15 protein-coding genes are annotated in these 15,162 nt (G+C 42.3%); all 15 read left to right on the top strand.

The features are described 5' to 3' along the window. Positions 1 to 132 precede the first annotated feature (132 nt). The 15 genes from K4H96_RS08070 to K4H96_RS08000 all read left to right on the top strand — a co-directional run bounded on the left by K4H96_RS08070 (position 133) and on the right by K4H96_RS08000 (position 14,803). Positions 133 to 471 (top strand): ATP cone domain-containing protein, encoded by a 339-nt coding sequence (locus tag K4H96_RS08070; protein ID WP_002895476.1) that lies wholly within the window; start codon positions 133 to 135, stop codon positions 469 to 471. Positions 472 to 612: 141 nt separating this feature from the next. Next, positions 613 to 1,464, top strand: coding sequence for a ribosome biogenesis GTPase YlqF (gene ylqF, locus K4H96_RS08065; protein ID WP_223336888.1), 852 nt, complete (start codon positions 613 to 615; stop codon positions 1,462 to 1,464). After that, a complete protein-coding gene (locus K4H96_RS08060; protein WP_223336887.1) occupies positions 1,451 to 2,215 on the top strand; it encodes a ribonuclease HII in 765 nt (254 codons plus the stop codon). The genes ylqF and K4H96_RS08060 overlap by 14 nt, the downstream gene beginning before the upstream one ends. A 17-nt stretch (positions 2,216 to 2,232) precedes the next feature. After that, the gene (locus tag K4H96_RS08055; protein ID WP_223336886.1) at positions 2,233 to 3,075 is read left to right on the top strand and encodes a PRD domain-containing protein; all 843 of its coding nucleotides are present in this window, start codon (positions 2,233 to 2,235) and stop codon (positions 3,073 to 3,075) included. Further along, the gene (locus K4H96_RS08050; protein ID WP_002897554.1) at positions 3,051 to 3,614 is read left to right on the top strand and encodes a sugar O-acetyltransferase; all 564 of its coding nucleotides are present in this window, start codon (positions 3,051 to 3,053) and stop codon (positions 3,612 to 3,614) included. Before K4H96_RS08055 ends, K4H96_RS08050 begins: the two co-directional genes overlap by 25 nt. 122 nt (positions 3,615 to 3,736) lie before the next feature. Next, complete coding sequence (dprA, locus tag K4H96_RS08045) at positions 3,737 to 4,579, top strand: DNA-processing protein DprA (protein ID WP_223336885.1); 843 nt, start codon at positions 3,737 to 3,739, stop codon at positions 4,577 to 4,579. A gap of 84 nt (positions 4,580 to 4,663) precedes the next feature. Continuing rightward, a complete protein-coding gene (gene topA, locus K4H96_RS08040) occupies positions 4,664 to 6,757 on the top strand; it encodes a type I DNA topoisomerase (RefSeq protein ID WP_223336884.1) in 2,094 nt (697 codons plus the stop codon). A 59-nt stretch (positions 6,758 to 6,816) separates the two neighbouring features. Further along, positions 6,817 to 7,317 carry a phosphoribosylanthranilate isomerase gene (locus tag K4H96_RS08035; RefSeq protein ID WP_223336883.1) on the top strand — a complete coding sequence of 167 codons (501 nt, stop codon included), beginning with the start codon at positions 6,817 to 6,819 and terminating at the stop codon, positions 7,315 to 7,317. Further along, positions 7,314 to 8,258 (top strand): hypothetical protein, encoded by a 945-nt coding sequence (locus K4H96_RS08030; RefSeq protein ID WP_227956462.1) that lies wholly within the window; start codon positions 7,314 to 7,316, stop codon positions 8,256 to 8,258. Before K4H96_RS08035 ends, K4H96_RS08030 begins: the two co-directional genes overlap by 4 nt. Before the next feature lie 100 nt (positions 8,259 to 8,358). Beyond that, positions 8,359 to 9,693, top strand: coding sequence for a methylenetetrahydrofolate--tRNA-(uracil(54)-C(5))-methyltransferase (FADH(2)-oxidizing) TrmFO (trmFO, locus tag K4H96_RS08025; RefSeq protein ID WP_223336881.1), 1,335 nt, complete (start codon positions 8,359 to 8,361; stop codon positions 9,691 to 9,693). 115 nt (positions 9,694 to 9,808) lie between these two features. Then, positions 9,809 to 10,633, top strand: coding sequence for an alpha/beta hydrolase (locus K4H96_RS08020; protein WP_223336880.1), 825 nt, complete (start codon positions 9,809 to 9,811; stop codon positions 10,631 to 10,633). Between the two features lie 32 nt (positions 10,634 to 10,665). Next, positions 10,666 to 11,406, top strand: coding sequence for an esterase family protein (locus K4H96_RS08015; protein ID WP_002915194.1), 741 nt, complete (start codon positions 10,666 to 10,668; stop codon positions 11,404 to 11,406). Positions 11,407 to 11,418: 12 nt separating this feature from the next. Then, positions 11,419 to 12,585 carry an ATP-grasp domain-containing protein gene (locus K4H96_RS08010; protein WP_002924673.1) on the top strand — a complete coding sequence of 389 codons (1,167 nt, stop codon included), beginning with the start codon at positions 11,419 to 11,421 and terminating at the stop codon, positions 12,583 to 12,585. 238 nt (positions 12,586 to 12,823) lie between these two features. Further along, positions 12,824 to 13,792, top strand: coding sequence for a thiamine pyrophosphate-dependent dehydrogenase E1 component subunit alpha (locus K4H96_RS08005; RefSeq protein WP_002897566.1), 969 nt, complete (start codon positions 12,824 to 12,826; stop codon positions 13,790 to 13,792). An 18-nt stretch (positions 13,793 to 13,810) separates the two neighbouring features. After that, on the top strand, positions 13,811 to 14,803 hold the full coding sequence (locus K4H96_RS08000; protein WP_223336879.1) for an alpha-ketoacid dehydrogenase subunit beta: 993 nt from the start codon (positions 13,811 to 13,813) through the stop codon (positions 14,801 to 14,803). Positions 14,804 to 15,162: the final 359 nt, after the last annotated feature.

Raw genomic sequence — 15,162 nt, 5'->3', positions numbered from 1 at the left:
AATTATATAATATCAAGGTATGGTCTGGCTTTGAGATTTCCTTTTGAGCAGGCTTATAGATAATTGGATTGGCAGCAGTCATGTTAGAGACTTACATTAGATTAGAAATATATAATATAAAAGGAGTTTTTTATGCAAGTTATTAAACGGAGCGGTGAGGTTGTAGAATTTGACCCAGATAAAATCTATCAAGCAGTTTTAAAGGCAGCTCAGACTGTCTATGTGTTGACAGATGATTTGCGTCAGAATTTAGCGCAGGTTACAAAGAAAGTGGTTCTGGATTTGGAAGAAGCTAAGGTTGAGCGTGCGACGATTAGCATGATTCAGTCCATGGTTGAAAGCCGCCTCTTGGGTGCAGGTTATATTACTATTGCAGAGCATTATATTTCTTATCGCTTGCAGCGCGATTTAGAGCGAAACGGCTATGGAGATCATATAGCTGTGCATCTGCATTTTGAGCAAGTGAGATAAAATCAGAAAGCCCGTTAGGGCTTTTTTTTGCTCTTGAGGTAGAGAGTATCACTTTAGGATTCATCCGCTTAAATCCCAGAAATATGTTAAAATAGTTAAAGAAATAAAATTTTATCAATATATTCGTTGAAAGGATAAATTATGGCAACGATTCAATGGTTTCCGGGTCATATGTCTAAGGCACGGAGGCAGGTACAGGAAAATATTAAGTTTGTTGATTTTGTGACGATATTGGTTGATGCGAGACTTCCTTTATCCAGTCAAAATCCTATGCTGACTAAGATTGTGGGGGATAAGCCCAAGCTTTTGATTTTAAACAAGGCTGATTTGGCTGACCCTGTTCGTATCAAGGAATGGCAGAGCTATTTTGAAAGCAAGGGGATTCCGACTTTGTCTATTAATTCCAAAGAGCAGTCTGCAGTTAAAAAAGTGACAGATGCAGCTAAAAAGCTTATGGCTGACAAATTGGCGCGACAGAAAGAGAGAGGAATTCGCATCGAAACCCTGCGTACCATGATTATTGGCATTCCTAATGCCGGAAAATCAACCCTCATGAATCGCTTGGCAGGTAAGAAAATTGCCGTTGTAGGGAATAAGCCGGGTGTGACCAAGGGGCAGCAATGGCTCAAGTCAAATAAAGACTTGGAAATCTTGGATACACCAGGGATTCTCTGGCCTAAGTTTGAAGATGAGACGGTTGCTCTCAAGCTTGCCCTGACTGGTGCTATCAAGGATAATCTGCTGCCTATGGATGAGGTGACGATTTTCGGCCTTAATTATTTTAAGGAGCATTATCCTGAGGAGCTGATAGCACGCTTCAAGCAGCTGGACCTAAGTCAGGAAGCGCCTGATATGATTATGGATATGACCAAAAAACTCGGCTTTCGCGATGACTATGACCGTTTTTACAGCCTTTTTGTCAAAGATGTCCGCGATGGCAAGTTAGGCCGTTATTGTCTGGATATGGTTGGTGAACTAGATGGCAACGATTAAAGAAATCCAGCAACGTTTAGAGTTAGTGACTGATTTGGCTGATCCTTTTCTGGCAGAAGCAGCTAATGACCAGCGGAGCGGAGTTCAAAAGGCGATTGAAAAGCGTAAAAGAGCCATTCAGGTGGAGTTAGACGAGGAACTGCGTCTGGAGCAGATGTTACGATATGAAAAAGAGCTTTATCAAGCCGGCTATCGGGCGATCGCTGGGATTGATGAGGTCGGTCGTGGTCCTCTAGCTGGACCAGTTGTTGCTGCAGCTGTTATCTTACCTCCAGGATGTAAGATTAAGGGGCTCAACGACAGTAAAAAAATTCCTAAGAAAAAGCATGATGAAATCTATCAAGCAGTTATGGATAAAGCCTTGGCAGTAGGTGTTGGCCTGATGGACAGCAAGATTATTGATAAAGTCAATATCTACGAAGCAACCAAACTCGCTATGAAAGATGCTTTATCTAGGTTGAAGATTGAGCCAGATTATCTGCTGATTGATGCCATGAAGCTAGATGTCGAGATTCCGCAAGAGTCCATCATCAAAGGCGATACTAATTCGCTATCTATCGCAGCAGCCAGTATTGTGGCTAAGGTTACTCGAGATAAGCTGATGGCAGACTATGACAAGGAATTTCCTGGCTATGATTTTTCGCAAAATGCTGGTTATGGGACCAAAAGTCATTTGCAAGGCTTGGAACGAAATGGTGTAACTCCTATTCATCGCAAGACATTTGAACCTGTAAAATCCATGTGTGAATAGGCATGAAGAGGTGAGGCATGCTTATCAGTAAAATCTTAAACAATAATGTAGTGATTTCTGAAGAAAACCAAGAAGAAGTTATTCTCATGGGACGAGGACTGGCCTTTGGTCGAAAAGTTGGCCAGGAGATTCCAGATGAGCTGATTGAGAAAAAGTATGTCTTGTCAGAAAATAGACGACAGCTTCTGATGGAGTTGCCAGCAGAGGTCATGGAAATGTCAGATAAGATTATTTCTTTCGCAAAGGTGAAACTGCAGAAGAAGCTCAAAGACAGTGCTTTTCTGGCGATGGCAGATCATATCCACGGAGTCTTGCTGCGCTTGGAAGATGATATTTATCTCAAGAATTTCCTCATGTGGGATATTAAACGCTTTTTTCCTATCGAGTTTGAGGTTGGTCAGTATGCCAAACTGCTTTTGAGTGCTTATGTCAGCAAGGAGCTTCCAGATGATGAAGCAGCATTTATGGCGCTGACCTTGGTCAATGCAGAGCTGGAAAATGGCGATGGAACTGCGCGTGATTTGACTATGATGATGGAGGAAATCATGACCATTGTCAAGTACAGTTTGGAAATTTCTTTAGATGAAGAAGATGTCTACCTTGAGCGCTTTATGACCCATCTAAAATTTTTCTGTGAGCGAGTCCTGACTGATAGAGGCCACCGTGACCTAGAGGACAATGAGATGTTTGACTTACTTAAATGTAAGTATCCCTTGGCCTATGAAACCACTAGGAAGATTGCTGAATTTTTAAAGCAAACCAGAAATTACCAAACATCAGAGGATGAACAACTGTACCTGACTATCCATTTGTCACGCATGAAAAGGAGGATGATATGCAAAGCGAATACGAAAAAATGATTGCTGGAGAGATTTACCGACCACAAGACAGTGAATTAAGAGAATTGGCAGCAAGGTCAAAGGAATTTCAATATCGTTTTAACCAAGAACAAGACAGTGTCAAGCGCACGGCTATTATCAAAGAATGGTTTGGCAGCACAGGGGAGAATCTTGCTATGAAGCCTGACTTGGTCTGTGATTATGGAATCAATATTCATCTAGGGGAGAATTTTTATTCTAACTGGAATCTGACTATGTTGGATGTTTGCCCGATTCGCATCGGAGATAATGCTTTGCTTGGTCCAAATTGCCAGCTTCTGACACCTCTTCATCCGCTTGATCCAGTGGAAAGAAATTCCGGTATTGAGTACGGAGCACCAATCACTATTGGTGATAACTTCTGGGCTGGCGGCGGTGTGACGATTCTGCCAGGCGTGACACTAGGAGATAATGTGGTAGTCGGAGCAGGAGCGGTTGTGACCAAGTCTTTTGATGACAATGTAGTCTTGGCTGGCAATCCTGCTAAAATTATTAAGGAAATTCCTGTTCATAGTGAATAAAAGGTGTGTTAGGCAAGGAGACCAGCTATTGATAACACCAAATTTAATAGAATCGTAAAGAAGGAACTGTATTGCAGTTCTTTTTTTGAACTTTTTTACGAATAAGAAAGTGAGGTGAAAAAATGAATAATTTTGAGATTTATAAAATGAAAAAAGCTGGCTTGACTAATCATCAGGTTTTAAATGTTTTGAGATATGCTGAGAGTAGAGATGGCAAGCTTTCTCTGCGAGATAAGGCTGTCGTATCTGAGTGCCGCAATCCTGCACTCTTTATAGAGAAATATAAGAGGCTTGATTTACCGGCTTTGAAGGAAGAATTTGAACTTTTTCCGTCCTTTTCTATCTTGGATGATATTTATCCTTGGGATTTATGCGAAATTTATGATGCCCCGACCTTGTTATTCTATCAAGGAAATCTAAATCTACTAGAATTGCCTAAGGCCGCAGTCGTTGGCAGTCGAGACAGCAGTAAGCAAGGAAATGCCTCTGTACAAAAGATTATCAAAGAGCTAAATAATGAATTGGTTATTGTCAGCGGGCTGGCTCGAGGGATTGATACAGTGGCTCACATGGCTGCCCTGCAAAACGGAGGTCAGACCATTGCTGTCATCGGAACGGGATTAGATGTCTTTTATCCCAAGGCAAATAAAAAACTACAAGCTTACATTGGCAAAAATCATTTATTGCTGACAGAGTATGGTCCGGGTGAACAGCCCTTGAAATTTCATTTTCCAGAGCGGAATCGTATCATCGCTGGTCTCTGTCGAGGCGTCATCGTGGCGGAAGCCAAGATGCGCTCAGGCAGTCTGATCACCTGTGAGCGAGCCATGGAAGAAGGACGGGATGTCTTTGCTATTCCAGGGTCAATTTTAGATGGAAAATCTGACGGTTGCCATCATTTGATTCAAGAGGGCGCAAAGTGCATCACATCAGGCTCTGACGTCCTTTTAGAGTTTGATTTTTAAAACAAGTTTTCCTATAAGAAAAGTTAGCAGTTGACATCTATCAAAAAATAGTTTAAACTCTATGAGATTTATTTCTTATAGAAGGTGTCTAAATTGGTAACAAAAACAAAGAAAAAGTCTACGACCAAGAAAAATCTTGTCATCGTAGAGTCGCCTGCTAAGGCAAAAACAATAGAAAAATATCTGGGACGAAACTACAAGGTTCTGGCCAGTGTCGGGCATATTCGTGACCTAAAAAAGTCTACTATGTCCATTGATTTTGAGAACAACTATGAGCCACAATACATCAATATTCGTGGTAAAGGTCCGTTAATTAATGACTTGAAAAAAGAAGCGAAGAAAGCTAAGCAAGTCTTTCTAGCAAGTGACCCGGACCGCGAAGGAGAAGCTATTTCTTGGCATCTGGCTCACATTCTTAATCTGGATGAGAAAGAGAAAAACCGTGTCGTCTTTAATGAAATCACCAAAGATGCGGTCAAGAACGCTTTTAAAGAGCCGCGCCAGATTGATATGGATTTGGTTGATGCGCAGCAGGCTCGCCGAGTTCTGGATCGCTTGGTTGGTTATTCCATTTCTCCTATTCTCTGGAAAAAAGTCAAAAAAGGCTTGTCAGCTGGTCGGGTGCAGTCTGTCGCTCTCAAGCTGATTATCGACCGGGAAAATGAAATCAATGCCTTCAAACCAGAAGAATACTGGACAATTGACGGAACCTTTAAGAAAGGAACTCGTCAGTTCCAGGCCAGCTTCTATGGAATGAACGGTAAAAAAATGAAGCTGACTAACAACGATGATGTCAAAGAAGTCCTTACTCACCTCAAGGGTGATGATTTTACAGTTGACAGTGTTGAAAAGAAGGAGCGTCGACGCAATGCTCCGCTACCCTACACGACTTCCTCAATGCAGCAGGATGCCGCTAATAAGATTAATTTCCGGACTCGTAAGACCATGATGGTGGCTCAGCAGCTCTATGAGGGGATTAATATCGGTTCTGGCGTACAAGGTCTGATTACGTATATGCGTACCGACTCGACTCGTATCAGTCCAGTAGCGCAAAATGAAGCAGCAAGCTTTATCACGGATAAATTTGGTGCTAAATATTCCAAACATGGCAGTAAGGCTAAGAACGCTTCTGGCGCTCAAGATGCCCACGAGGCTATTCGTCCTTCCAGCGTTTTCAATACACCGGAAAGCATCGCAAAGTATCTGGATAAGGATCAGCTTAAGCTCTATACGCTGATTTGGAACCGCTTTGTAGCCAGCCAAATGACAGCAGCAGTCTTTGATACTATGAATGTTAAGTTGGGGCAAAATGGTGTCCAATTTGCCGCCAATGGCAGTCAGGTCAAGTTCGATGGCTATCTGGCTATTTACAACGACTCTGATAAGAATAAAATGCTGCCGGATATGGAAAAGGGGGATACCGTCAAACGTGTCAATACCAATCCAGAACAGCACTTTACCCAGCCGCCTGCTCGTTATTCTGAAGCGACTCTCATCAAGACTTTAGAAGAAAATGGTGTTGGTCGTCCGTCTACCTATGCACCGACCATTGAAACTATTCAGAAACGATATTACGTTAAGCTGGTTTCCAAGCGCTTTGAGCCGACGGAATTAGGTGAGATTGTCAATTCATTGATTGTCGAATTCTTCCCAGGCATCGTAAATGTGAAATTTACAGCCGAAATGGAAGCAAAATTGGATGATGTAGAAGTTGGCAAAGAGCAGTGGCAGAAAGTTATTGACGAGTTTTATCGACCTTTTGAAAAGGAAGTCGCTAAAGCCGAGACTGAAATGGAGAAAATCCAAATCAAGGATGAACCGGCTGGTTTTGACTGTGAGGTCTGTGGCAGTCCCATGGTCATCAAGTTGGGGAGATTTGGCAAGTTCTACGCCTGCAGTAATTTCCCAGACTGCCGTCACACTCAAGCTATCGTCAAGGAAATCGGCGTGACCTGTCCACAGTGTCAGAAAGGTCAAGTTATCGAGCGTAAGACTAAGCGAAATCGCATTTTTTATGGCTGTGATCGTTATCCTGACTGTGATTTCACATCTTGGGACAAGCCAGTCGGTCGGAACTGTCCAAAATGCGACCATTATCTGATCGAAAAGAAAGTTCGTGGTGGCGGCAAGCAAGTGGTCTGCAGCAATGGTGATTACGAAGAAGAAAAAGTGAAATAGTTATTTTTACATAATTTATATTATGTAAAATGTTTTTTCTGAAGAAGAGGTGCAGCTTTATGACAGATAAATTTGCAGAATTTCTAAAAATCGCGTCTCAACTGAACAAGATGGGAATTATTCCACTGCTAATGGGCTCCTTGGGGCTGGAGCAGGTTACTTGTCAGGACTGGCAGGCGCGGGATATTGATATTCATGTTCACGGTGATGAACGTGGCTGGGAAGCACCAGACGAAGAACGTATTTATGATATGGACAAGATTGAGCCTATGATGGAGTGCTTGGGCTATCGCTTAGTCGATTTGCACGAGCATGAATTTAAAAAAGAAGACTTATCTATTGAATTTGGGGTCATGGAAACCTTAGAGGCATTTTCAGGTGTGCCGCTAGAGAAGTTGACTCGAAAAGAAGTTGAAGGTGTCAAGTTTCTGCTGCCAACTGCAGAGCAATTTTTAGCTATCTACCGAGCTTCTTCACAAGATTCTTACCGAAATGAAAATAACAATCATAAGGATTTGGCTAAGATTGCTTATTTGGAGGAGATGTTAAAAGCAAAGTGATTAAGAAAATAATTAGTGTGCTGTTTTCTATTCTCGCATTATTTATTTTGTCAGCATGCAACAACAGTGTAGATCATGTTTTAAGTAGTACGGCTATATCAAATATTAGTTCCGTAATAGAAGCTGCAGGACTAGAAGCAGAAGGATACTCGACTGCTGATACTTTTGGCTATCAGGGATTTCCGTTTTACATTGAAGGAAACAAAAAATTTGTTGATGTCTATGTGGATTTTGAAAAAGATTATGTTCAGAAAACTCCAGTCCTCAGATACAACTCGAGACTTAAAGAAGTTGAGAAGAAAATTWTCTTTGGTTTGGCCAAGAAAAAAGTCTATCGTTTAGAAATGGAGTATGTTTCTGGCGATGACAATTATGATAGACTTGAAGAAGCTTACAATAAGTTGCTTCAAAGTGATAGCTTGGCTTCTACATTTTTGAGCGAAGATATGATTAGACAGCTTTATTTAAAAAACTCAATTGAATTGCACTCCTTTGACTCGGGATATTCTTTGGTGCCAAAAGAAGAATATAGTGGCAACCCAGAAACTCATCTTGAAGAGCAAGAGAAAAGGGAAGCAATTTTGAAGAGGGATGTCAAAGAACTAACTCCGTTAATCAAGGACTTAGACCTAAGTAGGGAAAAAAATCTAGTTGAAGATGTGATTGTTCGTAATCGCGATATACTCTTAAAAAGAGTTGCTGACAATCATTCGACTTTTAGTATTCATATAAGCGTTGATATAGAACAAGTACGAAAACAAAACCTACAACTAGCTAATGAAGATATTGACAATTGGACAGACTCTGATTTTGAATACTTACTTGCTCAAATACTTCAAATCGATAAACTACCTAGGAATACAGAAGTGGGCTTTGGCATAAGTTACGAAGACAATAAGCATCTGTATGCTTATAAGTCATTCAGCTTCAATAAACAATGATTTTCGAAAGACATTCAGGAATCCTCCTGTCTGTCTTTTTTACTTTGTTTTTGTTATAATGGTCAGAGTGAAAATCTAGAAATATCCAAGGGAGAGTATCATGTCATCATCCTATATCAATGTTATCGGTGCTGGTCTGGCTGGCAGTGAAGCAGCTTACCAGATTGCCAAGCGTGGCATCCCAGTCAAACTCTATGAAATGCGGGGTGTTAAGTCAACACCTCAGCACAAAACTGCAGACTTTGCAGAACTGGTCTGCTCTAACTCTCTGCGAGGAGATGCGCTGACCAACGCAGTCGGTCTGCTCAAGGAAGAAATGCGACGGTTGGACTCGGTCATCTTAAAGTCAGCAGAAGCGACTCGGGTGCCAGCAGGTGGTGCTCTAGCGGTTGATAGAGAAGGCTTTTCGCAGATGGTGACGGAGCTAGTGACCAATCATCCATTGATTGAGGTCATTCGTGAAGAAATCACCGAAATTCCGGAGGATGCCATCACAGTTATTGCGACAGGACCCTTGACCAGCGATACTTTAGCAGAAAAAATCCACACGCTCAATGGAGGTGACGGTTTTTATTTCTACGACGCAGCAGCGCCAATTATTGATGTCAATACTATTGATATGAGCAAGGTCTATCTCAAATCCCGCTATGATAAGGGGGATGCTGCCTATCTCAATGCGCCAATGACCAAGCAAGAATTTATGGATTTCCATGATGCTTTGGTCAATGCTGAGGAAGCACCGCTCAATTCCTTTGAGAAGGAAAAATACTTTGAAGGCTGCATGCCTATTGAAGTTATGGCTAAGCGGGGCGTTAAAACCATGCTTTATGGACCGATGAAGCCGGTTGGTTTAGAATATCCAGATGACTACCAAGGGCCTCGTGACGGAGACTTTAAGACCCCATACGCTGTGGTGCAGCTCCGTCAGGATAATGCAGCGGGCACTCTCTACAATATCGTTGGCTTCCAAACCCATCTCAAATGGGGCGAACAAAAGCGGGTCTTTCAGATGATTCCTGGCCTTGAGAATGCAGAATTTGTTCGCTATGGTGTCATGCATCGAAACTCCTATATGGACTCTCCAAATCTGCTGGAACAGACTTTCCGCTCTAAGAAACAGCCAAATCTTTTCTTTGCAGGTCAAATGACTGGAGTTGAAGGGTACGTAGAGTCAGCAGCTTCAGGTCTAGTTGCTGGTATTAACGCTGCTCGACTCTTCAAGGGAGAAGAAGCACTTGTCTTTCCAGAAACAACAGCTATTGGAAGTCTGCCTCATTATGTTACTCATGCTGACAGCAAGCATTTCCAACCCATGAATGTCAATTTTGGGATTATCAAAGAACTGGACGGCCCTCGGATTCGTGATAAGAAGGAGCGCTATGAGAAAATTGCTGAGCGCGCCTTGCAGGATTTACAGCCTTATTTGGATAATTAATCTATTTTCTATCATTATCTAATAAAAATCATCAAAAAGTTAGGAAATCCCTAACTTTTTTGCTTAATTTGTGATATAATAAATAAAAATTTTGAAAATAGAAAGTTTTCTGAAAATGAATAAATCCTATTTTTACCTTGAAATGAAAACACATGAGTTAGTCGTTCCTTATACCAAGCAAAAGCGCCGTGTCCGCGTCTTGCTTCCAAAGAACTATAGCGAGGACACAAATAAGACCTATCCGGTCATTTATTTTCACGACGGCCAAAACGTTCTCTATAGCAAGGAGTCTTTCAGTGGCCATTCGTGGAAAGTCATTCCGACAATCAAACGCAATCCTGATATTGAGAAAATGATTGTCGTGGCTATTGATAACGATGGTCAACGGCGCATGAATGAGTATTCAGCTTGGAAATTCCAAGAGTCCAATATTCCCGGTATTCAGTTTGGCGGCAAGGGAACGGAGTATGCGGAGTTTGTCATGGAAGTCGTCAAGCCTTTCATTGACCAGCATTATCGGACCAAGTCGGATCGGCTGCATACAGCTATGATTGGTTCCTCTCTTGGGGGAAATATCAGCCAGTTTATTGGCGTTGAATACCAAGATCAGATTGGCTGTCTGGGCATCTTTTCATCAGCTAATTGGCTGCATCAGGAAGCTTTTGACCGTTATATTGAGAGAAAGACACTTCAGGCTGACCAGCGAGTTTTCATTTATGTTGGGACGGAAGAGGCTGATGATACAGATAAGACATTGATGGCTGGTAACATCAAGCAGGCCTATATTGATTCATCGCTCAGCTATTTCCGACAGTTACTTGTATCTGGGGTCGATTTGTCCAATATTCAGATTAAGATCAAGTCTGGAGCTATTCACAATGAAATCGCTTGGGCGGAGCACTTGCCAGACTGTTTCCGTTTTATCAGCGAGAAATGGTAATCTAGTCAAACAGTGAGAAAGAGGTAGAAACTATGCATGTAGAATTTTTAAGTCATTGGAGCGGCAATTTAGGCCGTGAAATGTATGTCAATCGCTATGGCCATGCTGGACTCCCGATTATAGTCTTCGCATCATCAGGCGGCAGCCATAATGAGTATGCTGACTTTGGCATGATTGAGGCCTGCGCAGGTTTTATTGAGGCTGGCAAGGTCCAATTTTTCACTCTCAGCAGCGTTGATAGCGAGAGTTGGCTGGCTGACTGGAAACATCCTCACGACCGAGCAGAAATGCATCGTGCCTATGAGCGATATGTCATCGAGGAAGCCATTCCTTTCGTCAAGCATAAGACAGGCTGGTTTGATCCTATGATGACGACAGGCTGCTCCATGGGAGCTTATCATGCTGTTAATTTCTTCCTGCAGCATCCAGATGTTTTCAATAAAGTGATTGCCCTCAGTGGTGTCTATGATGCACGTTTCTTTGTCGGTGACAATTTGAACGACGAAGTCATTTATCAAAACTCACCAGCTGACTATATCTGGAACCAAAATGATGGCTGGTTTATTGACCGCTATCGACAGGCTGATATTATCGTTTGTACTGGCTTGGGCGACTGGGAGCAGGATGGCCTTCCTTCCTTCTACACGCTGAAAGAAGCTTTTGAGCATAAGAATATTCCAGCTTGGTTTGCTGAATGGGGCCATGATGTTTCCCATGACTGGATTTGGTGGCGTAAGCAAATGCCTTATTTCCTTAATGAACTCAATCTTTAAAGGAGGTTTCCTATGAATTTTATTGTTATTTCTCCCTACTATCCGCAAAATTTTCAGCAGTTTACCGTGGAACTGGCTAACAAAGGAATCACTGTTCTGGGAATCGGTCAGGAGCCTTATGACCAGCTAGATCAGCCTTTGAAGGATTCATTGACCGAATATTTCAGAGTAGAGAATCTTGAAAACCTTGACGAAGTCAAAAGAGCGGTGGCCTTTCTTTTCTACAAACATGGGCCTATCGATCGGATTGAGTCTCATAACGAATATTGGCTGGAACTGGACGCTGAGTTGCGTGAGCAATTTAATGTTTTTGGAGCAAAACCAAAAGATTTGAAAAAGACCAAGTTCAAATCAGAAATGAAGAAACTCTTTAAAAAAGCAGGCGTTCCAGTCGTACCGGGGCAGATTGTCAATACAGAAGCAGGCGCTGATTTGGCTGTCAAGAAACTTGGTCTGCCTTTGATTGCCAAGCCTGATAATGGAGTGGGGGCAGCTGCGACCTTTAAATTGGAAACAGCAGAAGATGTTGAACGTTTCAAGCAAGAATGGGATCATCAGACAGCTTATTTCTTTGAAAAGTTTGTCCAGTCTGGCGAAATCTGTACTTTTGACGGTTTGGTAGATAAGGACGGTCAGATCGTCTTTTCGACCACCTTTGACTATGCTCATACACCGCTGGATTTGATGATCTATAAGATGGACAATTCCTACTACGTTCTTAAGGATATGGATCCAAAACTGCGTGCTTATGGAGAAGCGATTGTCAAAACCTTCGGCATGAAAGAACGCTTTTTCCATATTGAGTTCTTCCGCGAAGGTGATGATTATGTAGCCATTGAGTACAATAACCGTCCAGCTGGCGGCTTTACCATTGATGTCTATAATTTCGCCCACTCAATCGATCTTTACAGAGGCTATGCAGCGATTGTAGCAGGAGAGCCTTTCCCAGCTGCTCACATGGAGCCACTGTATTGTTTGGCAACCTCGCGCCGTGCATCGACAAACTATGCTTACCCTGAGGCTGACTTGCTGGAGAAATACAGAGATAATTTCAAGGTTAAAAAAGACATGCCAGCCGCTTTTGCAGAGCTGCAAGGTGACTACCTCTATATGCTAACAACACCAAGCCGTGAGCAGATGGAGCAGATGATTGCAGATTTTGCTAAACAGGCGGACTAATCAAAAGCATGCTCTGCTATTATTTTCGTATAACAGTTTCAAAGTAGTAAAAACTACTCTAGCACAAAAAGTTTGTGAAATTTCTATTTTGGCATCGAAAACCAGTTTATCCAATGGATTGACTGGTTTTTCTTTGTGAAATGCAAGTGAGCAAAAGTTTTGACAGTGCTTACAGCTTTAGATAGAATTAACTTTAGATAGAATTAAATAGAAGAATTATGCTTAGAAAGGCAAAAAAATGGCAACTTTAGATAAAAATCTTTTGTTAGAGATGTTCCGTAAGATGGAAGAAATCCGTCGCATGGACTTAAAAATTGCTCAACTTGTAAAAAAAGGAAAGGTTCCTGGGATGACTCACTTCTCAGTAGGTGAGGAAGCAGCCAATGTCGGTGCTATGCTGGCCTTAAATGAGGATGATTTGCTGACTTCTAATCACCGGGGACACGGTCAAGCTATCGCCAAAGGAATCAACCTCAATGAAATGATGGCGGAAATCCTAGGAAAATACACTGGAACCTGTAAAGGAAAAGGCGGCTCTATGCACATTGCGGACCTAGATGCTGGAAATCTTGGTGCTAATGGTATCGTAGGTGGTGGCATGGGAATTGCTGTCGGAGCAGCTCTGACCCAGCAAATGCAGAAGACAGGTAAGATTGTTGTCTGCTTTTTTGGTGACGGGGCTACCAACGAAGGTGTCTTCCACGAAGCAGTCAACATGGCTTCCATCTGGAATCTACCCGTAATTTTCTATTGTATCAATAACGGCTATGGTATTTCTGCTGACATCAAGAAAATGACCAATGTAGAGCACATCCACGAGCGCAGCGCAGCTTATGGCATTCCAGGAATGTTCATCGAAGATGGCAATAATGTTTTGGATGTCTATGAAGGCTTCCAAAAAGCTGTAGAGCATGTTCGCAGTGGTAAAGGACCTGTCTTGATTGAGAGCGTCACTTATCGTTGGTTGGGACATTCATCTTCTGACCCAGGTAAATACCGTACTCGTGAAGAAGTAGAAGAATGGAAGAAAAAAGATCCAATCGAAAATCTTCGTAAATACTTGCTGGAAAACAAGATTGCAAGCGAGGAAGAGCTGGAAGCTATCCAAGCTGGAGTCAAAGAAGCAGTAGAAGCATCTGTGAAGTTTGCAGAAGAAAGCCCATTCCCACCGCTTGAATCTGCCTTTGAAGATATTTACGCAGACTAAAGAGAGGAGAAAAAGAAAATGGAAACTAAAACTATGTCTTTTCGTGATACCATCATCCTCGCTATGTCTGAGGAAATGCGTCGCGATGAAAATGTACTCTTGATGGGAGAAGATGTCGGAGTCTTTGGTGGAGATTTCGGAACATCTGTTGGTATGCTGGAAGAGTTCGGGCCAGAGCGTGTACGTGACTGTCCGATTTCAGAAGCAGCTATTTCTGGAGCAGCAGCTGGAGCAGCTATGACAGGGCTGCGTCCAATCGTAGACATGACCTTTATGGACTTCTCTGTAATCGCCATGGATGCTATTGTAAACCAAGCCGCTAAAACGCGCTATATGTTTGGCGGAAAAGGGCAGGTGCCAATGACTGTCCGCTGTGCAGCAGGTAATGGAGTTGGCTCAGCGGCTCAGCACTCGCAGTCTTTGGAATCTTGGTTTACCCACATTCCAGGTCTTAAGGTTGTGGCACCGGGAACTCCAGCTGACATGAAGGGACTTCTCAAGGCTTCTATCCGAGACAACAACCCAGTCATTATACTGGAATACAAGTCTGAATTTAACCAAAAAGGTGAAGTGCCACTGGATCCTGAGTATGTAATCCCACTTGGTGTTGGTGAAATCAAAAAAGAAGGTACCGATGTAACAGTTGTTACCTACGGAAAAATGCTTCGTCGTGTCATGCAGGCTGCTGAAGAATTAGCAGAAGAGGGTATCTCTGTAGAAGTGGTTGACCCACGTACATTGGTGCCACTTGATAAGGATATTATCATCAATTCTGTTAAGAAGACTGGAAAGGTCGTTTTGGTTAATGATGCTCACAAAACTAGCGGTTTCATTGGTGAAATTTCGGCGATTATTTCTGAGTCTGAAGCATTTGACTATCTAGATGCGCCAATCCGCCGTTGTGCAGGTGAAGATGTGCCAATGCCTTATGCACAAAACTTGGAAAATTCGATGATTCCGACCGTTGAAAGCATCAAAGACGCTATTCAGAAGACATATCACAAAGAATAAGGTATAATAAAGAAAAGGCTTTCTCATGAATTAGATTACATAAATTATTTTATGTAATATAATCTTGTGTAGAGGGTCAAAGTAGCTAAAATTTTACTAATTACAGACAATCGTTATTCGGACCGATTTTATCCGATGAGCGAATTAGTAGGTCTACAAGGTTGATTGCCGATAGCGGTAACCATAATAACTTTAGATGCATTTGTATCCAAGTTGCTTGTAGAGTTGCAACAGGAGAGAGTCGAATCGATAATATTCGACGAACGACTTAGTAAGTCTACTAGGTTGGACGCAGATAGCGGCAACCGTAGTAACTTGAGATACGTTTCGTATCCAAGTTACTTGTAGAGTTGAACATG

Source organism: Streptococcus sanguinis, from assembly GCF_020729765.1.
GTDB lineage: Bacteria > Bacillota > Bacilli > Lactobacillales > Streptococcaceae > Streptococcus > Streptococcus sanguinis_Q.
The sequence above is the reverse complement of the archived record's forward strand: the minus strand, read 5'-3'. Positions and strand labels throughout refer to the sequence as shown.